Source organism: Halomicrobium zhouii (assembly GCF_900114435.1).
GTDB classification, from domain to species: Archaea; Halobacteriota; Halobacteria; order Halobacteriales; family Haloarculaceae; genus Halomicrobium; species Halomicrobium zhouii.
On the sequence record NZ_FOZK01000001.1, the window covers coordinates 364528 to 383376 of the forward strand.

Annotated in this window: 13 protein-coding genes and 2 pseudogenes; 8 read left to right on the forward strand and 7 right to left on the reverse strand. The window is 63.3% G+C overall.

Annotated features, from left to right (window positions below):
- Nucleotides 1-408: 408 nt before the first annotated feature.
- Entirely contained in the window at nt 409-708 is a 300-nt protein-coding gene (locus BM337_RS21465) for a hypothetical protein (protein ID WP_245778584.1), read from the reverse strand.
- A gap of 23 nt (nt 709-731) precedes the next feature.
- Nucleotides 732-1013: a winged helix-turn-helix domain-containing protein gene (locus BM337_RS21470; protein WP_245778585.1), complete on the reverse strand. Its 282-nt coding sequence runs from the start codon at nt 1011-1013 to the stop codon at nt 732-734.
- Nucleotides 1014-3311: 2298 nt separating this feature from the next.
- Between BM337_RS21470 and BM337_RS01795 the strand changes: the two are divergent.
- The 4 genes and pseudogenes from BM337_RS01795 to BM337_RS01810 all read left to right on the forward strand — a co-directional run.
- Nucleotides 3312-3845 (forward strand): annotated as a pseudogene (locus BM337_RS01795) (AAA family ATPase); the annotation flags it as partial.
- Between the two features lie 138 nt (nt 3846-3983).
- Complete coding sequence (locus BM337_RS01800; RefSeq protein WP_089813334.1) at nt 3984-5237, forward strand: RNA-guided endonuclease InsQ/TnpB family protein; 1254 nt, start codon at nt 3984-3986, stop codon at nt 5235-5237.
- Between the two features lie 16 nt (nt 5238-5253).
- Nucleotides 5254-6114, forward strand: a pseudogene (locus BM337_RS01805) (ATP-binding protein); the annotation flags it as partial.
- Between the two features lie 223 nt (nt 6115-6337).
- The gene (locus BM337_RS01810) at nt 6338-7519 is read left to right on the forward strand and encodes a Fic family protein (RefSeq protein ID WP_089813335.1); all 1182 of its coding nucleotides are present in this window, start codon (nt 6338-6340) and stop codon (nt 7517-7519) included.
- Nucleotides 7520-8314: 795 nt separating this feature from the next.
- Here BM337_RS01810 and BM337_RS01820 read toward each other — a convergent pair.
- The 5 genes from BM337_RS01820 to BM337_RS01840 all read right to left on the reverse strand — a co-directional run bounded on the left by BM337_RS01820 (nt 8315) and on the right by BM337_RS01840 (nt 14891).
- Nucleotides 8315-10852: a PKD domain-containing protein gene (locus tag BM337_RS01820; protein ID WP_089813337.1), complete on the reverse strand. Its 2538-nt coding sequence runs from the start codon at nt 10850-10852 to the stop codon at nt 8315-8317.
- A 405-nt stretch (nt 10853-11257) separates the two neighbouring features.
- A complete protein-coding gene (locus tag BM337_RS01825; protein WP_089813338.1) occupies nt 11258-12631 on the reverse strand; it encodes a S8 family serine peptidase in 1374 nt (457 codons plus the stop codon).
- A 199-nt stretch (nt 12632-12830) separates the two neighbouring features.
- The gene (locus BM337_RS01830) at nt 12831-13664 is read right to left on the reverse strand and encodes a hypothetical protein (RefSeq protein WP_089813340.1); all 834 of its coding nucleotides are present in this window, start codon (nt 13662-13664) and stop codon (nt 12831-12833) included.
- An 82-nt stretch (nt 13665-13746) separates the two neighbouring features.
- The gene (locus BM337_RS01835) at nt 13747-14106 is read right to left on the reverse strand and encodes a magnetosome magnetite crystal formation protein family (protein ID WP_089813343.1); all 360 of its coding nucleotides are present in this window, start codon (nt 14104-14106) and stop codon (nt 13747-13749) included.
- A gap of 74 nt (nt 14107-14180) precedes the next feature.
- Complete coding sequence (locus BM337_RS01840) at nt 14181-14891, reverse strand: hypothetical protein (RefSeq protein ID WP_089813345.1); 711 nt, start codon at nt 14889-14891, stop codon at nt 14181-14183.
- An 894-nt stretch (nt 14892-15785) separates the two neighbouring features.
- On the opposite strand from BM337_RS01840, the gene BM337_RS01845 reads away from it, so the two are divergent.
- The 4 genes from BM337_RS01845 (at nt 15786) to BM337_RS01860 (ending at nt 18718) form a co-directional block, all read left to right on the forward strand.
- Entirely contained in the window at nt 15786-16310 is a 525-nt protein-coding gene (locus BM337_RS01845; RefSeq protein WP_089813347.1) for an Rrf2 family transcriptional regulator, read from the forward strand.
- Nucleotides 16311-16399: 89 nt separating this feature from the next.
- The gene (locus BM337_RS01850) at nt 16400-17194 is read left to right on the forward strand and encodes a helix-turn-helix transcriptional regulator (RefSeq protein WP_089813350.1); all 795 of its coding nucleotides are present in this window, start codon (nt 16400-16402) and stop codon (nt 17192-17194) included.
- Between the two features lie 102 nt (nt 17195-17296).
- A complete protein-coding gene (locus BM337_RS01855; RefSeq protein ID WP_089813352.1) occupies nt 17297-17680 on the forward strand; it encodes a DUF7344 domain-containing protein in 384 nt (127 codons plus the stop codon).
- A gap of 438 nt (nt 17681-18118) precedes the next feature.
- A complete protein-coding gene (locus tag BM337_RS01860; RefSeq protein ID WP_089813353.1) occupies nt 18119-18718 on the forward strand; it encodes a metal-dependent hydrolase in 600 nt (199 codons plus the stop codon).
- The last annotated feature ends 131 nt before the right edge of the window (nt 18719-18849 follow it).

Sequence of the window (18849 nt, forward strand, 5' to 3'; positions counted from 1 at the left end):
GAGTCGATAAACAGTACTCGGCTACGAGACACCGATCATTCGCAGACAATACTGCCAAGTAATTGGTTCTTCTGACGGCAACTTAGTAAACAATTCACAGAAAACGATTCCGTTCACCACTGACCTAATCAAGCGATCCTACAGAGCAAATCTATTCGTCGTTAACTTGGAATTGACGATGGGGCCCAGATCTGCTGTCACGGATTCATCGGTAAATCGGCGCTTCCAGTATTCGAGAGTTCGTCTTAGACCCCAGCTGGCACCCAGATTTACGTTCCCGCGTCCGAGACCGCGGACTCAAGCGACTGCCAGCGTGGGTTGGGATACTTCCCCAGATTCTGAAATATCACCGTGTCCGCAATATTCGCAGTTTACATCCCGTGGTCCGGATTATTCGTCGGCGAATTCCTAGAGAAGATCGCCCGCCGCTTCTTCGAAATCGTCCGGTGTGTACGTCGTCGGAGAGGACTCGCCGTCCCCGAGATCGAGGATCGAATAGAGTGCGTCGACGAGATCGTAGGTAGTCCCAGGGGAGAGGTCCGTGAGGCTCGCGATCTGGCGAACCGTCACGTCACCCTCACTGTGGGCCTTCACGAGATCGTGTGCGAGTGCGAATGTGACGATACCATTGTCGACGAGAACCCGTTCGAGGGCTGCGTAGTCGTTCTTGTGTGCGATCACTTCGACGAGTTCGGGAGTGATCGACACTTCCGTCTCGTGGACCGTTAGCCTCAGTTCGAACTCCTGGGTGGTGTACGCGGCGTCCCGGTATCGGTGTCGACCTCGCTGATCAGGCCGGCCTGCTCCAGTTTGTGCAGGTAGTCGTACACCGTCTTTTTCGAAACGGTCGCTGTCTCGACGAGTTCGGGACTTGTCGTTGCTCCCGCTCGTCTGATCGACGTATAGAGGGCGGCGAGAGATGGGTTCTCGAGCAACTCTGTGAACGTCGGGACGCCGGTGATCGGCCCCGGTGGGTTACCCGCGTTTCGCACGTGTTCCGTGTCGTAGCTCATGCTGTATAGAGTTACGAAACTGGAAATTCAAAGTGTCTACTTCGGTGATGAGCTGCCGTAGAACTCATGCAACGAATGACTGGATAGCCCGGTCCTTTATCTCTCATTTTGCTTAAGAGGACACTGTCCGACATCACGAAACGAGGAATAACTATCAGCATCGGCTCGGTGCCCGACGCGGAGACGACTATCTTCCGCTCTGAGGCGGCAGACGCGGTGCTCCGAACTAGAGCCCATCTTCCGAACCTTCTTCCAGACTGCCAGCGGCGCCGAGCGCCCATCTCGTTTGTTTTACGTCGCTCGGCGAGACGAATTCCGTCTCACGTCCGCAAGGAACGTCCTTATCACTGCCAACAACGAACTAGATGGCTAACTGCCGGGGAGAGCAAATCGTGGACGAAAGAGTGCGATTGCAGGCGACGAGACGTCGGTTCTGCAATCAGGAGGTGGAAATCTTGGACTCGTTCCACCCCTCGAAATCACTGTTTAGAACTTCTCTGAAACAGGGTTTGTCGAATTCACCCCCTCCATTACCAGTCCTGCCTGGGAATTCGGGGTAGTCGACCGGATTCCCGGCCGTCGTCGGCCCATGTGGACCTTCTCCATTACCTAGTACTGCACGAAATCGACAGCCTCGACCGGCTCTCGACAATGGTTTGTTCATTCGGCATAACACGGAGATTCGACCCCTCGAATCGCGGTGTAGCCCCCTATTCCGGGGCCACATTTGCCGCGAAAACGCCGCCTCGCGCGGTCCCGAAACCGCCAGATGGAAACCGATTATGACGATTTCATCACCGTATCTCTGTCGCCGGCCGTTCGCTCCTTCGTTCTCGGATTGCCTCTCTCACCCCCGCTCATCGGCGATACGGCCATCGCTCGACTGCCCGCTGTGGACTCTGCCGTCTGACTAGTTCTGATCTCCCTGCCATGCTCTGTCCTCTTCCCGGACTATGCAACCGGTTTTGCATGCTCGATAACTAGCTGAGCACGGCCAAAGCGGTCTCTCATCGTCGCTCTGTCCCCAAGACCAGGTTTGTCGTCGCACCTGCCGAGAAATCTGACCGGGGCCGGTCGAGCGGAGACGAACAGCAAACGGCGAGTCAGGCGTCGGGCCAGGGCCGTTCACGGGCCGTCACTCCCTCTAAGAAATCGACGACGGATTCCTACCGAGCAGGCCGTGGGATTCGACCGTTGTCCGCTAGTTTCTCGTTGCCAGCCGCTATTCAGATCTGCTTCCGCCAACCGATACACCACACCGCAACTCGGCGCCACACTCGAAGTGGACTGGTTCCCCACGCCAGTCGCTTCGCTTGCCGTCCTCGATCGGTCGTTGACACGCCGTACAGATCACCTGTGGGTGGTCCGTTTCGGACCCGTTTCGAACTGTTCCCCGAGCCCCGCCGAGTTTGTTGTGTGAAGACATCGGTGAGTTCCCTGAGCGCCCGCACCCAGATACTGGAACTCACGTATCTAGGGCCTTCAATATGTCGGTGGTTTCGGCCGCCAAGTCACCGACATTTCTCACTACCTACTGTCGACGACACACCTCACTCACGACTGTCTATCCAGTCGTCCAGTCTCGACCGCATCCGGCCGCCGTCTCGCTGACGGACCGGAAGACTGTGTCGCGAACCACGGACGCCAACCCATGCGTGGCCACACCGACAGCGACTACTCCACCCTATCCACCCTCAAACCGTCTCTTCGAACCCGCAGTCCGGACACGACATCGTCATCGGGGCGTTCGTCCCTCCGGGAGACGCCTTGACGTGATTCAGTAGTGTCCCACACTCCGGGCAGGTACTTGGAACCGACATCCTCGTCACCGAGTTTCAGTCAATCAGTAATAAATCCACGGCTCTTGAGATTTAACAAAGTAGCAGGATCCTTCGACAAATGAAACAAATTGCAATCCACTGTCAGTACTGGGCGGGGGCAGCCGATATCTCGACTTCTTGGGGGCGACTAACGCTTCTCCATTCCCGATCCGAGTTCATCTTGGGGGAGCACACACCGCTTCTCTACGCCGGGACTCACGTTTTCTAGTTCCCCCACAGGGCCGGGAGCGGCCGCGAACCGACCGCAGTTGCTTTGACGGCTTTTCGACAGAGGGAATTTCACCACGCGATCAGGGGCAGGGCAAAGTCTGTGGTCCCCTGAAGGGCATTCGTCGTGTGGGGAGTCGTGATAGCAACGCCGAAACGCACGCGGAGGACGTTGCTTTCTTCATCTCACTTTCTTCGACGAACCACCGCAACCATCAAGGTCATTCCTGGAATAATGATTATCGAGATAATGACTTTCCACGACAGGGTCGCGGAACTCGACGCCCTCGAGGCGGCCGTCGAATCGCCTGGGCACGCATTCTACGTCGTGTACGGCCGTCGTCGCGTCGGGAAGACGGCCTTGCTCAAGGAGTTCTGCAGCGACCGACCACACATATACTTCCTCGCAGCACAGGAGGCCGAGCCCCGACAGCGCGAGAAGTTCGTCGAGCAGGTCGCGACCTGCTTCGACGACCGCGTTCCGCGCATCGACGGGTGGGACGACGCGTTCGAGTACCTCGGTGAGAAACTCGCCGACGAACCGGTGGTCGTCGTCATCGACGAGTTCCCCTATCTGGTCGACGAGAACGACTCGCTGCCCTCGTACGTCCAGTCGTTCGTCGACGAACAGCTCCAGCACACCGACTCCATGCTCGTCCTGTGCGGGTCGAGCGTGAGTACGATGGAGTCCGCGGTCCTCGGGCACGAAAGCCCGCTCTACGGTCGGCGAACGGGGCAGATCGACCTGCAGCCCTTCTCGTTCCGTCAGGCGCGGACGATCATACAAGTCGCAGTGCGGAAACCCACGGCTTGAGCCGTGGGAGGAAGCGCGTCTACACTAGATACAATCCACGGGCAATGCCAAGACCAACTCCCCGACACGGCCTTGATTTTAAATATTAACACGGAACCAATCTGGCCTGTGACGGTCGTCCGGAACATCCAGGTCAAGCTCGACGTGCCAGCGGACGCGCATAGCAGTCTCGATGCCACGTTCGAGCAATTCCGCCACGCAGCACAGTACGTGGTGGACTACGGCTGGGCCGGCGACCCCACCGAGATCGTCACCAATCAAAACGACCTTAACGCGGCTACCTACGACGAGGTACGTACGCAGACTGCTCTCCACTCGAATCACGTCCAATCGGCGCGACGGCTCGCCACCGACGCCCTCGACAACTACCAAAGTCGGATTTTCGACGGTGGCGCAGCGAGTAAACCGACGTTCCGTGGCACGGCCGTCGTGTACGGCTCTCGTACGATCACGTACAACGACGACCACTGCACTCTCGCCACTGTCGACGGGCGGATTCGTGCCAACTACGTCACTCCAGACGACCCTGACAGCACGCCATTCGAGGACTACTGGGACAGAAACGAGTGGGAACGCAAGGAAGCTACACTGCACAAGCGTGACGGCGCATACTATCTCCACGTAGCCGTTGCAAAAGAGCCTGACACCGACCCATCGACAGTCGAGAACGGAGCGGTTCTTGGCGTTGATCTTAACGTGGATGGTTCCCTCGCCGTCACCAGCACAGGCCGGTTCCTCGGCAACGCAGACTTCCTCAACCACAAACGAGACGAGTACGAACGACGACGAAGCAGCCTCCAGCAGACAGGCACTCGGTCAGCTCATCTCACGATTCTGCGTAGTGGGAGTAGATTTGCCCACTGGAGTGAAGACTATCTGCACCGTGTATCGAAAGTCATCGTGCACGAAGCCCGCCGACACGACTGCGCTGCCATCGCGTTCGAAGACCTGGAGAACATCCGCGACCGCATCTCGAACGCGTCGAAGTTCCAGCAATGGGCGTTCCGCATGATTCAAGAGTTCACTGAGTACAAGGCCGAAGAACACGGCGTTCTCGTTGAGACCGTGGATCCAGCGTACACGAGTCAGCGGTGCAGTCACTCCGCGTGCGGGTTCATAGATCGAGGCAATCGTGATGGCGACGAGTTCGAGTGTCTTCACTGTGGAAAGCAACTCCACGCCGATTACAATGCCGCCCGAAACATCGGATGGCGACTTGTCCAGCACTGGCTCACGTCTGGTGCTGGACGGGCCAACTGTCAGGTGGCCCTGAAGTCAGGGATGCTGAACGCGAACGGTGAGTTTACACCTGCCATGAGCAATGGCCAGAGCGGGAGTCCACTGACAAGCCCACCCCTGTAGGGGTGGGTTCCTGACCACGTACGACGTCGTCGACGCGGTGCGGTCGTACGCCGTCACCGGGGGGACGCCGATGTACCTCTCGCTGTTCGACTACACCGAGTCGCTGGCCGAGAACGTTCGGTCACAGGTGCTCTCACCGACGGCCGTCCTCTACGACGAACCCGAATTCCTGCTGCGGACCGAGTTACAGAGCCCGTCCCGGTACATGAGTATCCTCGAGGCGATCGCGACCGGGCACACGACGCCGAACGAGATTTCCGGTGCGACGGGGGTCGACCAGGGGCCGCTCTCGAAGTACCTCCAGACGCTCCGCCGATTGCGACTCGTCGACCGGGAGGTCCCGGTCACGGCCTCGGCGAAACAGTCGAAACGCTCGCTGTACCGGGTCGCCGACGAGTTCCTCCGCTTCTGGTTCCGCTACGTCGAGCCGAATCGTTCGGGTATCGAAGAGGCGCCCGACGTCGTGTTCGACGGGACGATCGAGCCCGATCTCCCGAATCACGTCGCGACGACGTTCGAAGACGTCTGTACCGAGGCGGTCTGGGCGGGGATTCGAAGTGGTGAGTTCGACCCTTACTCCGAGGTCGGCCGGTGGTGGTACGGCGGAGACGAGGTCGACGTCGTCGCGCTTGCCCCGAACGACGACCGGATCCTGCTTGCCGAGTGTAAGTGGACTGCCGACCCGGTCGGCCACGGACTGGTCGACGACCTGCGAGCGAAGGCGGACAGCGTCCGATGGGGGCCGGACGACCGGACAGAACGCTTCGCGCTCTTCTCGAAGAGCGGCTTCGTCGACGGGCTCGAAGCCGACCTCGAGGACGAGTGGTCGCTGTACGATATGGACGACCTCGACGAAATTCTCACACCCGAGGAGTGAGCTCCCTGGAGGACTGAATGGGCGAGATGCAAGGGAAGATGGAGTTCGCTGCTGAGTCATATCATCTCTTGCAATAGCTGGCCTGGATGAGAAAGAGCGACGGAATATCACTTATTCGTTGCATACGAATTTTTAAATGCAAACAAGGGGCTGGTAAAGGGGCACAGCTTGCATTCACTCCCGCCAAATTCATGTGGCTTGCCGAGAGAAGGTAATTGCGTACATGAGCGCAGAGGAAATAGAAGACATGGCACCGGGCGAGCTAATCTCGTACGGCAGAGAGTCGTACTACAGGCCAGACCCGCTGCCACCCTCGCGCGACCTCGCGTTAGATACGGACTTCTACGATCTACTCACTGACGCCACGTTCTGGCTCGGGAAGCTCAGCGGCGTGAGTCTGGAACTCGACTTCCCACCCGTCCTCTATACGTCGCTCCTCCGGAAGGAGGCGATGGAGTCGGCCGAGATCGAAGGTGCAGATATCGACTATAACGCGCTCTATAGCCTCGAAACGCGCAGGTTCGACGAACGGTCCGACGGAGCTGTCACCGGAGCTGCAACGAGTGAAGCGGAGACCAAGGACACGCAGGAGGTCCTCAACTACGAGCAGGCTATCAAAGACGGTATCGACGCGCTCGACAGTGGCGACGAGATCGCTGTCGCGCTGCTCCACGACCTCCACGAGACGCTCCTCACGGACGTCCCCGACGACCGCGTTGATACCGACACGATCGGCGCTTACAAGGCGAAACCGAACCACATCGGGGACTTCTTGCCACCGGTGCCGGGCGAAATCGACGGGCTAATGGACGCACTGGTGACGTATTACCGGGCAGGCGGGAGCTACCATCCGCTCGTCGACATAGCGTTGTTCCACTACCAGTTCGAAACGATCCACCCGTACGGTGACGGGAACGGACGCCTCGGTCGCCTCCTGATCACGCTTCAGCTGTACGACAACGGCCTCCTCCAACGGCCGAACCTCTACCTGAGCGAGTACTTCAACCGGAACAAGGCGACGTACGTTGACCGAATGGAAGCAGTTCGCACCCACGGTGACTGGGAAGAATGGCTGTCGTTTTTCGTGCGAGGTGTCGCTCGCCAGGCCGAGGAGTCCGTCGACCGCACACTTGCACTGGATGCACTCCGGCGCCGCTACGAGAACGAGTACGGTGGCGTCGAGTATGCCAAGAACCGTTTGGCGTGTCACCTCTTCGAACGCCCCTACGTGACGACCGAGTCGGTCGCGAACACGCTCGATATCGAGCGGTCGACGGCGTACCGTGCGATCGACGAGTTAGAGGACGAAGGGGTCTTGACGGAAGTCACGGGAAAACAGCGCAACAAGGAGTATCGGGCAAAGGAGATCTTCGAGATCCTCGAGCGGCCGCCGCAGACGTACTGAACTGCCGCTTCTTCTCGATTCCGTCGTCACTCGTGACCATCCGTGTCCTCGTTCAGACGTTCTCGAATCTCATCGCTACTGTAGGTTCGCCCTTCACCGGTCGCTAGCTGGTGTTCGCTGGTGGCGATGTCTTTCCAACCCTTGCGTGAGAACGAGGGGTGCTTGACAGCGTCGTGGAGCGCCCATCGGATGAACTCGCTTCGGGACGGGAAGTCTTCGCACGCCAGGTCGCATCGAGGTCGTCGAGGAACGCCTGCGGGATCTCCAGTGGGACCGTGGTCATTGTGGGGTCGTCGTTGGACCCTGAGTCACCATCGGTCATACGCCTGTATTCCCTCTATAATCCTATATTCGTTGTCGATGTGTCGGGAGATACCTGCTGTGGCGTGTGCTCGTGGATGGCGTAGTTCGTCGACGGACTCGAAGCCAACTGGTCGCTATTCGATTTGGACGATTCCGACACAATTCCCATCCTGGACAACAGGCCCTCTGGAGGACGAAAAGGGCGAGGGGCGGCTGGCGGCGTAGCCGCCAGCTCATGCGACGGTCGGCGGAGCCGACCGTCCGCTCCGGGAACCCGGGCGCCGCTAGCACCGAAGCGAAGGCAGTGAGCGAGGCGCGCAGCAAGCCCCGGACCGGAGCGCGGCGAGGGCTTTCCTCTCTTTGGAGTAACGGTATCGCTGCTGTAGCAATCACTCTCACTCACACAGCAATCCCTCTCAAGAGAAGCCCGCAACCCACAAAGAATACCGCCGAAAGGGAGACGAACTCCCTCGCAACTAACCTTCTGGTCGATTACAATCGGCGCACGAGCAAGCCGACACCGACCAGTGCGGCGACGAGTACGCTCAGCACGCCGAATCCGGGCCCGCTGGCACCGGTGGCCGAGTCGTCGCCGTCGGGCTCCTGGGCGCCGCCGGCGTCGTCGCTCTCCGTCCCGGTGTCGCCCTGGTTGTTGTCGCCGGTTTCGTCCGACTCGTTCGAGTCGTCGTCGTCCGATTCGTCAGCGTCCGATTCGTCAGCGTCCGACTCGTCAGATTCCTCGCTCTCAGCCTCCTCGTCGACCACGGTGAGTGCGACCGTCTCGCCGTCGACCGAGAGGTTGTACGCACCTGCCGTCGCGAACGACGTCGTGAGGGTGACGTTGCGCGTCTCGCCAGCGTCGACGTCGACCGTCGCGTTCTCGGTGGTCACGTTCTCGTCTGGACCGGTGGCCGAGAGGGACACCGTGTGGGTGCCGTCGGCGTCGCCGTCGTTCGCGAGCGTGACGTTGACCGACACGTTCTCGCCGACGTCGACCTCGTCTGCGCTGACGTTCACCGACGTGATGGAGATGTCGGGCTCGTCGTCGTCGGTGTCGTGGTCGTTGCTGAGCGGCGTCGAGTTCGAATCGTCGTCCGAGTCGTCGTTGTCGTCCGAGTCGTCTTTGTCGTCAGACTTGTCGTTCGAGTTGTCGTCCTTGTCGTCCTTGTCGTCCGAGTGGTCGTCGGAATCCTTCGACTCGTCACCGTCCGTCGAATCGTCAGAATCCTTCGAGTCGTCACCGGAGTCGGCTGCGACGACCTGGATGGTGCGAGTGAGTTTCTGCTCGTTGCCGGCCTCGTCCCGGAGCAGGACGGAGACGGTGTGTTCGCCGGTCGAGTCGAACGAGAGCGTCATCGTCTCGCCGTCGGGACCGGGTTCACCGTCGGCGTACCAGCAGACGTGGGCGACGCCGCTGTGGTCCGAGACGTTGGTCGCTTTCACGGTGAACTCCTCACCGACCGTCACCTCGTCGGGAACCTGCAGGTCGGCGGTCGGCGGTTCGCCGTCGGTGACCGTGAGGACGGTACTCGCGGTGTCGGTGTTCCCGTCGGCGTCCACCACCGTCACGGAGACGTCGAACTCACCGGGGTACGTTGCCCACTTGTCGTACGTCGCCGACTCGGTCGTCTCGTCGATCTCACCGTCGCCGTCGAGGTCCCAGCGGTACTCGACGATGCCCTCGTCGTCGGTCGAGGCGCTCGCGTCGAGCGTCAGCTTCGTCTCGGTCGCGACCTCCTCGGGCGCGTCGAGCTTGGCCGTCGGCGCGTCGCCCGTCTTCCCGTCGTTCGTTCCGTCGTCCGTCTCGTCTTTCTCATCTTTCTCGTCGTCCGTTCCGTCGTCTTTCTCGTCGTCCGTCTCGTCTTTCTCGTCGTCCGTTCCGTCGTCTGTCGCCGACACGGCGATCGTCGCGCTGGCGGCGTCCGTCTCGCCGGCCTCGTCGACGACCGTCACGGTCGCGTCGAACTCGCCGTCGCTCGCGTACGCGTGCGTGGTGGTCGCCGATTCGGTGGTCGAGTCGGTCTCGCCGTCGCCGTCGAAGTCCCAGCGGTACTCGACGACCGGTTCGTCACTGGTCGACCCGCTGGCGTCGAACGCGACGGGCTGGTCGGTGTGTACCGACGAGTCGTTCACCGACAGGGCCGCGTCGAGTTCGCCGCTCGCGCAGGTCCCGGCCGTGACGGTGACGTTCTCGGTCATGTCGAGCGTCGTCACCGGCTCGCCGTCCGCGCCGAGCAGTTGCCACGACTCGGTCCGGTTGTTCTCGTCGCCGGAGTAGGGCCACTCGCCCCAGGCCTCGGCCTCCTCGTTGAACGCCGGGTCGACGGTGATGGCGACGTCGTCTTCGGCCGTCAGGCCGCGGAAGGCGCCGCCGTCGTTGCGGTCGGACGACCACTTCCAGTCGATCTCGCTGTAGGTGCCGTGGTGGTCGAAGTTGTCGTCGCGACCCTGGTAGTCGTCGTCCTCGACGGCCCACTCGCCGTCGGCGGGCTGGCCGTCGACGGTGAAGGTGATGGTGCCCCCGTAGGGACCGTCACCGTGCTTGTCGTGGACGAACACCAGGCTGTATCCCTCCGAGCCCTCGTAGACGAAGAGGTTGCTCACCTGGTTCTCCTGGAGGTGCTTGGTTCCCTCGGAGCTCCAGTCGTAGTCGGCGCTGTAGTTGTAGAAGGACTCGACCGTCTCGGTGCCGTCGCCGAGCGTCGTCGCCGTGTAACAGTTCTCGCCCTGCTGGACGACGAACGTCTCCTCGCCTGGTCCATCGTCACTCGGCTCCTCGGTCGGCTCTTCGGTCGGTTCCTCCGTTGGCTCTTCGGTCGGTTCCTCCGTTGGTTCTTCGGTTGGTTCTTCAGTGGGTTCCTCGGTCGGCTCTTCGGTTGGTTCCTCCGTTGGCTCCTCGGTCGGCGCGTCGTTGCCGGCCGTGGCGTCGTTGCCGGACGTTTGTGCGACGGCGACGCCGGTCACCGCAACGCTCGTGACCATCACCACCGCGAGCACGAGGGCCGTGAGGCGCGTGCGTGCGTCCGTCATCGCCCGCCCCTCCGGGTCGCGCTCCGGTCGTCAGTTCGATACTGGACCGCTATCGCCCGTCCTCGCGGGCTGGGCCGTTCTGTCAGGCTGTCGTGTGTCGACGCATCGGGCGCGTTCGCCCGGCGCGTCGTCGTCGGTATCTGTCGTGCCATTCCTGACTTGTCCATCGACTTGTTGGCGCATTGTTATGCGATGGGTTCGCCACCCTAGAGAGCGTCTTCCGATGTCTCCCAGGCGGCTGCGGCGTACTTACCAGCACATTAATCGTCGGGCCACTCGCGGTCGGCGATTCGCGGTTCCGACGCCGAAGCCGTCGACTACGCGCGGTGGTCGGTCGCCCGTATCTCGCGTCGATCGACGGTCAGGTGGCTCTCACAGCCGGCGCTGGCGGCCCGGAAGAACGCTTCATCGGTGAACCGACGGCCGCCCGTCGTTCGCCGAAGCACCGTGACGCTTTCTCCGACCGCGTTTCGCTGGCCCGTGGCCGGTGTGTTGCGGGCCGTCACGGGCCCCGAGCGCACTGAGAACGTCCAAAAAGCCCGTCCCGTAGTACGCCCTGTCGTATCCTTCGGGGACGCGCGCGGCGTGTTTGAGCGCGCTCGCGAGGACGTTTGCTCGGGCGGGGACAGGATAGTCGGTCGTACTCGCGATCAGCGCGGCGGCGCCGGTGACCTGGGCGGCGGCCATCGACGTGCCCGTGAGGTAGGCGTAGGGCGTATCGAACCCGTGGTCGGTCGGTACCGTGCTGAGCACCCAGTCCCGCAGCGACCCGTTGCTGTTGCCGCCCGGCGCACCGATATCGATCGCGTTCGTCCCGTAGTTCGTGCCCGGGGCCGGCGCGTGAGCGGGCGTCTCGGCGTCGCCGGTCGCCGGATCGAAGCCCGTCGGGCCGGTCGCGCTGACCCCGAGCACCCACGCCGCTTCGGTCGGGACGCTGCGGACGGGGCCGTCACGCCGAAGGTCCGCGTCGTCGTCTCCCGCCGCACTGACGAGGAGCGTTCCGGCCCTGCTGGCGTATATCGTCGCTCTGTTCAGGGCCTTCCAGTGAAACTCCTCTAGTTGGTCGAACGGCACCGGATAGGTGCCGAGGCTGAGGTTGGCGACGTCGGCGCCGATGGCGGCGCTGTAGAGGATCGCCGCCAGGATGTCCCCGTAGTTGGCCCCGCCCGACTCGTCGAACACGCGGAGCGCGACCAGGTCGGTTCCCGGGGCGGTGCCGACGATACCGCGTTCGTTCCGGTCGTCGGCGGCGACGAGTCCGCTCACGTGAGTGCCGTGGATCTCGACGTCGGTGTAGTCGCCCCCGTCTCCGGTGAGGTTCCGCGAGAGGTCTTCGTTGACCGCGTCCGTGAGGTCGGGGTGGTCGGGATCGACGCCAGTGTCGATCACTGTCACTCGGCTTCCCTCGCCTCGCGTCGTCTCGTGGGCAGCCGGGACGTCAAGTGCCCGTTTGTCCCACTGGAACCGGTAGAACGGCTCGTCGGTCGCACTCTCGTTCGTCTCTCTGGCTTCGATAGTCGTCTCGTACGAGAGCGACAGGTCCCGCGCGTAGGCCGAACTCGCCTCACTGACAGCCGACTCCTCGCCGCGAACGACGGCCATGTCGATCGGATCTAGCCGGTGGAGGACGTCCACACCGTTGACGTCGGGCCGACCGGAGACGAGAAACCGCTGTTCTTCCTCGGCCCCACTGGCCCCTGGCGTGGTCGCGAGAACACCGAGCGCCGCGCCGGTCACTCGCAGATACCGCCGTCGACCGATCGGACGTCGCTCCGTCATCAGCACCCACCACCGATTCCGCACTGCACTGGTGGTTGGTGTCCGGCCCGCAGTCGTACCGCGTTCATTCGCCTCTCATCTCTCAGTTATCACGACACAGATCAGATAAAAAATGCGTTTGAAACGGGAAACTATCGCTGCTATCGGGGTCACCGTCGCCCTGACGGGTGCTCGTGGACTGGCCGCCACCGGCGCCGTACTAGAGGAACGCCACCACGACGACGGCCGCGGCGAGCAGGACCAGTGCAAGGCTGGCGGCGCCCTGCCACAGGGCGCTGGTGCGCAGTCGCTTCCTCGTTCGTTCGAGGTCGCCGGTCGCGAGCACGAGCGGCGTGTCCTCGGTACCGCGGAGGACGAGCCCGTCGTCCGTCTCGGCGAGGACGCCGCGGACCACCAGTTCGTCGCCGTCGTCGACGACGGTGGCCTGGTACCTGTCCGGGCTCGTGGTTCGGCGACCGACGGTGAGGCTCATCTCCCAGTTCGTGAACGCGCCCTCCTCGCCCGTCACGCCGAGCCGTTCGAGGAGCCGATTGAGTGGGTTACGCTCGCCGAGTGGTACGTCGACGTCGGGCGAGCCGAGATAGAGGTTCGGTCGGTCGAACGGGTCCGTGACCGCGTCGCCGGCCCCGAGCTGGGTTCGCAGCCACTCGCCGTCCACGCGGACGCGGTCCCAGTCCTGTCGGACGGTGAACGCGCCGACCGCGAGGCCGCCCTCGACGGTCTGCCAGTTCGCGTTCCCGACGTCGTCGCTCCCGCCGCCGACCTTGCGGCGGACGCGCCACGCCCAGACCGCCGGCGAGTCCACCGTCTCGACCACCTCCGCGGGCGGTTCGCGCTCGGCCGTCGCCGGGTCGCTGACGGTGACTGGTCCCCGAACGATCGCTTCCGATCCGGGGTCACCGCTCCCTTCCGGCGCGGCGATTATCTCGGTGATCGTCCGGTACCGGTCGTGCGCGCGGCGGGCCTGCGAGCCGACGAGCAGGCCGAGTGCGAGGAGGACGCCGGCTGCGACGAGCGATTCGGTTGCGGCCATCGATGTATTGTAGTGAGCGTGAACGTCGTGGTTCGTTCGGTCTGTCCCGGTCCGACGAGGGTCGTCTCTCTGTCGGGCGCCGTTAGCCGAGCACGGAGACGAGCGGGTACGACCATGCCTCGCCGCCGATGGCCTTGACCGTCGCCCAGAGACTGGCCACGGCGTCGACGAGTAGCAGCGCCAGGAGGAGGCCGCCGGCCGCGAGCCCGACCGGATCGGAGTCGGTGGTGAAGAAGACGGCGAGGAGGCCAGCCAGGCCGACCAGTACGAACAGTTGCCAGGTCAGCGCGTTGCGTGCGTTGGCCTTCGAGAACTCGCCACGTGAGAGCAGGTACACGAGGCCGGGGCCGAAGATGCCGAACACGAGGCCGAGGCCGTGGACTGTGACGCCCAGTATCGTTCGACCTGCGGAACCGCCTCGCGTCGTCGTCGTGGAGGGCATACTCGACGCGGTTGTTTACACCGTTGACACATAAACCTTTAGACGACGAGTGCCTGAAGAAACAGGCGGGTGTTCTAGATGGTCCCCGATAGCCCGAACTCCTTACAGAGGCCGCAGAACCGGCTGTACTCCCAACCGCCGCCGGTCTCGTCGCCCTTCTTCTTCCCGTTGGGATCACAGAGGTTCCGTCCGACGCAGACCTTGACACTGCCGCCGATCTCCAGTCCGACGGGGTTGATCGAGGGGTTGAACAGGAGACATCCCTCGACATCGAGCGGGACGCCCTTGTAGGCGCCTTTCGTGTCGAGACAGACCTCCGCCTCGCTGTACGAGAACCCGGCGCCCGCGAGCGACAGACAGCTATCGTCGACACAGATCGAGATGTTGACGCTCACCTCGGTGAAGCCGAACGTCGCTTCGAACTTGAGTCCGAGATCGCCGCCGCCGATGACCGGCACCTCGTCGGGGATCGTCCCCAGCACGAGTTTCTCGGAGAGTTCGATGTCTCGCGGTCCGGCCTCGTAGGGACTGGCGTTCTTCTCCGGACCGACGTAGACGCGAGTCTCGACGTCCGGGTCCTTCGCATCGATTTCGACGTCCCACTCCTCGCGGTCGAACCCGGACGAACTGGCCGCCGACGTGCTCTGGGCTGCAGCGGTGCCCGGGCCCGCCAGTCCGGTCACGCCTGTCGCTGTGAGCCCGGTGAGGCTAGTGTTGAGCACGCGTCGTCGCGAGTACGCGTTGGTACCACTTCGCTCCGATTCGTTCGTATGTTCGTCCGACATACATGTAGTCTGATAATGCCATTGAATATTTAATTTACCAATTGGATAAAACCGAAACCAATATCTGGTTGGAAAAACAACCAGTTCTGATCGGCGATCCGAACAGGGAGTTCCGACGGACGGCGTTCACGCAGAACGTCATCTCGTAGTGGTGGTTGTACCTTTGTACCGCCGTTCGGCGGGCCGGTGCCGGCGAACGCCGATAGACTCGCTGCGCTCGACTGCTGAGCCCCGACTCGCCATGCTCGTCGGGACGCCGACGGACTCGCGCTGCTCGTCCGTCGAGCCCACGCTCACTCCGTTCGCGTGGACGCCGGCAGACTCACTCCGTTCGTCTCCCGAACCCGGCCTCACGCAGTTCGGCCGGACGCCGGGTGACTCGCTGCACTCGTCTCCCGAGCCCGGCCCCACACAGTTCGACTGGACGCCATCGGATTCGCGCTGCTCGTCCGATGAGCCCTGTCTCGCTTCGCTCGACAGGACGCCAGGACGGGCGTACAATCACCCCTACCAGGCCGTACGGACCGATATATATCGACGCGGCCCGCTATTGGCAACAGCTATGAGGGTCGTCCCAGAAGTGTAGTTCATATGCCACGATACGTGACGTACTGTCCCCACTGCGAGGACGAGCAGCGAGTGCTGGAGGACAAACCGTGGTTGCCCACGGTCTGTCTGCGCTGTGGCAGGTGGACGTGACTGCCTCACATACTCAGCGGCTCTCTGCCTAACCGACGGCCTCTCAGATCGTCTCCGCGTACTCGCAGTCGGGACACGACACCGCCATCCTGACGTCTTCACCGCCGGGCGACGGTTTCGAGTGGTCCGTCGCCGGTCGGACTCGTCGCCGGAGACGAGCGGTACTCTCAGGGGCGTCCGCGAGAAGGGTAGGATATGGGGAGCGTCGACCTGTCTAACAGTCAGCGCCAGATCGTGACCGTCCTCGTCAACGAGTACCAGGCGTCCGGCGACCCCGTGAAGGGGAGCATCATCGCGGACGTGGTCGACCAGCGGGCGTCGACGGTCCGGAACACGATGCAGGGGCTGAAGGCCCTCAATCTGGTCGAGGGGGTCCCCGGACCGACCGGTGGCTATCGCCCGACCGACGCCGCCTTCGACGTCCTGCAGCGCGAGGACCTCGACGAGCGGGCCTCCGTCACGCTCGCCCAGGACTTCGAGCGCGTCGACGTGACCGTCGACCGGATCCGGTTCCCGAACGTCTTCCACCCGACCGAGTGTACCGCGCACGTCCACTTCCAGGGGTCGGTCGACCAGGTGTCGGTCGGCGACCCCATCGTCGTCGGGCCGACGCCGCGCTCGCACCTCGCCGTCGCCGGCGAAGTCGCGGCGATCAGCGACACGGCCGACGAGATCGTCCTCGACGTCGTCTCGATGGAAGCCCCGCTCACCGAGGAGTAACACGGCCCTACAGTCAACGAAATTTGCAAAACGATCGACTATTTCGGGGAATACAGTAAAGTACTCAACTGAGAACGGGAAATACAGGAATGTCCGAGGACCCGTTCGACCACGTCGCCTTTCTCTCTCGATCGAAAACCCGCGTCTGTCTCCTCGCGCTCCTCAGCGACCGGGGGCCCACGAGCCGGCGAACGCTCCGGGACCGCCTCGAGGCCTCCCAGTCGACGGTCGTCCGGTCGGTCCAGGCGCTGGAACGACGCGGCTGGGTCGAGCGCGACGACGGCGCGGTCCGTGCTACGGGGACCGGAACGCTCGTTGCCGACGAGTTCTGCGAACTCCTGGACGGACTGGACGAGACCACGGATCTCGGCCCGTTTCTGCAGTGGTTCCCCCACGAGGAGTTCGACCTCGACCTGACGCACCTGTACGGCGCGACGGTGACGACGCCGAGTCCCGGCGATCCCTACGCGCCGGCGCGAGAACAGACCGAACTCGTCCGGACCGCGAGTCGCGTCCGTGCGCTCCTGCCGTCTATCGACATCGACGGCACTCGCGTGGCCCACGAGCGGATCACGAACGGGGATCTGGCGACCGAGGTAGTCGTCGGTCACGCCGTCCGCGAGACCATCTGCGACGGCGAGTACGCCCGGCTCTTCGGCGAGCAGATCGACGCCGGCTCGTCCGTGTTCGGCCTCGACGAGGCGTTGCCCTTCTACCTCGGACTCGACGGGGAGGGCGTGGTCCAGATCGGCGTCGAAGACGACGACGGCGTCCCGCAGGCCCTCCTCGAGACGGACAGCGAGCCCGTCCGAACCTGGGCCGACGACGTCTACCGGTCCTATCGCGACCGCGCGACGGAACTGGCTCCAGGGGACTTCGCGTAGTCCGCGTCTCCCGAGCGCGTCCGTCGCTGGCCAACGCCGTTGCACGGCGTGCATCGGATGCACGGGGTAACGTAATCCGGGAGACGGCCCTGTCACTGACCGATGACGGGCGACGGTAGTGGAAACGATGCAGAGTGTGACCACGACGACTGTTCGACGGGGGACGAGGTCGGCGACGTCGACCGACCCCGACTGGACGTGATCGTCGACGTCCTCACGCATCCGGTGCGCCGGCGGGTCCTCACCGCGCTCGACGACGTCGAGGAGGAACTGTCGGTGGCGGATCTCGCGACGGCGGTCGTCCGGTCTCACGCCGTCGGCGACGGCGTGCCGGGCCCAGTCGACCCCGACGCTCCCGTCGAACTGCGACTCTACCACGTCCACCTCCCCAAACTGGCCGCGGCGGATCTGGTCACCTTCGACCGGCGCGATATGACCGTCCGTCTCACGGCGGCGGGAGAGAGAGCCGTTCGACGATACCTCTAGTCGCGTTCGTCGCGACTCCTGCCGGACACCGCACCGACTCATAGTGGCGGTTGTAATTCGTTACCGGTATCCCCTCGCAACCGGCCGGTTCAGCTCCGGTTGAGCACTGTTAGTGTCTACCTCCTGAAAACCGTTACAACCACCACTATCACTGGCGACCGTCGTCGCGTCGGCAGTCTGTCCCGTCCCGTGCAGTCTGTCCCGTTTTGTCCCGTGCAGACCGTCCCGTTCTGTCCCGTGCAGTCTGTCCCGTTCTGTCGTGGGCCGCCGTCCCGTTTTGTCCCGTGCAGACCGTCCCGTTCTGTCCCGTGCAGACCGTCCCGTTCTGTGCAGCGTCGCCCGAGCGTTAGCCGCTCGCTCTCCCACCCCGTCCAGTTCTCACCGCTGATATTCTCGCCCCTGTGAGTTATCACTGCTGGCGGTGAGTGGATATCAACGATGATGCCGTGGGGCCACTTCGCCGTCGCCTTCCTCCCCTACCTCGCCTACCGGCTGGTGGGCCACCGGGACCTGCCGTCGCGGCGGGCCACCGTCTTCCTGCTCGTGGCCTCCCAGCTCCCGGACCTGATCGACAAGCCCCTTGCCTGGAGCGTCCACCTCCTGCCGAGTGGGCGTTCGCTGGCTCACTCACTGCTGGTCGCCGCCCCGGTCGTCGTCCTCGTCAGCGTGCTCGCGGCCCGTCGCGGACGCGCCGAACTCGGCCCGCTGTTCGGCTTTGGCTACCTCACCCACGTCGTCGGTGACGTCTACCGGGCGCTCCTGTACACGTCGCCGGACCAGTGGGCGGGGACCTACGTCGCGAGTCTCGTGTGGCCCCTGGCGCCGGTCCCGGCCTCCGAGACGACGGCGTTTCTCCACTACTTCCTGCGCGTCTCCCCGGCGCGCTACGGCCAGGTCGCGGTCGGCCTCGTCCTGTTCGGCCTGCTCTTCGCCGCTCCGGAGATCAGGGCCGTCCTCGAACGACGGCGGCTCCCCGGCGACACGACCGACGACGACGTCGCCGTGAGGACTGCAGACCACCGGTTCGACGCCGATTGACGCGGCGGTGTTCGGGGAGACCGAAACGCTCAAGCGACTGACTGACCGTTCAGTAGTATCGTGGCGGTTCTGACGCCCCGGCCGGTCGGGACGGTACGCACTCACCGCCAGCGGCAGTTTCGACGGTCCTG

Coding starts and splice junctions, on each gene's coding strand:
- BM337_RS01840 (WP_089813345.1), bottom strand. CDS start 14,891: ATGTCGGACGAACATACGAACGAATCGGAGCGAAGTGGTACCAACGCG.
- BM337_RS01855 (WP_089813352.1), top strand. CDS start 17,297: ATGACGGGCGACGGTAGTGGAAACGATGCAGAGTGTGACCACGACGAC.
- BM337_RS01860 (WP_089813353.1), top strand. CDS start 18,119: ATGATGCCGTGGGGCCACTTCGCCGTCGCCTTCCTCCCCTACCTCGCC.
- BM337_RS01850 (WP_089813350.1), top strand. CDS start 16,400: ATGTCCGAGGACCCGTTCGACCACGTCGCCTTTCTCTCTCGATCGAAA.
- BM337_RS01835 (WP_089813343.1), bottom strand. CDS start 14,106: ATGCCCTCCACGACGACGACGCGAGGCGGTTCCGCAGGTCGAACGATA.
- BM337_RS01810 (WP_089813335.1), top strand. CDS start 6,338: ATGAGCGCAGAGGAAATAGAAGACATGGCACCGGGCGAGCTAATCTCG.
- BM337_RS01845 (WP_089813347.1), top strand. CDS start 15,786: ATGGGGAGCGTCGACCTGTCTAACAGTCAGCGCCAGATCGTGACCGTC.
- BM337_RS01820 (WP_089813337.1), bottom strand. CDS start 10,852: ATGACGGACGCACGCACGCGCCTCACGGCCCTCGTGCTCGCGGTGGTG.
- BM337_RS01830 (WP_089813340.1), bottom strand. CDS start 13,664: ATGGCCGCAACCGAATCGCTCGTCGCAGCCGGCGTCCTCCTCGCACTC.
- BM337_RS21470 (WP_245778585.1), bottom strand. CDS start 1,013: ATGAGCTACGACACGGAACACGTGCGAAACGCGGGTAACCCACCGGGG.
- BM337_RS01825 (WP_089813338.1), bottom strand. CDS start 12,631: ATGACGGAGCGACGTCCGATCGGTCGACGGCGGTATCTGCGAGTGACC.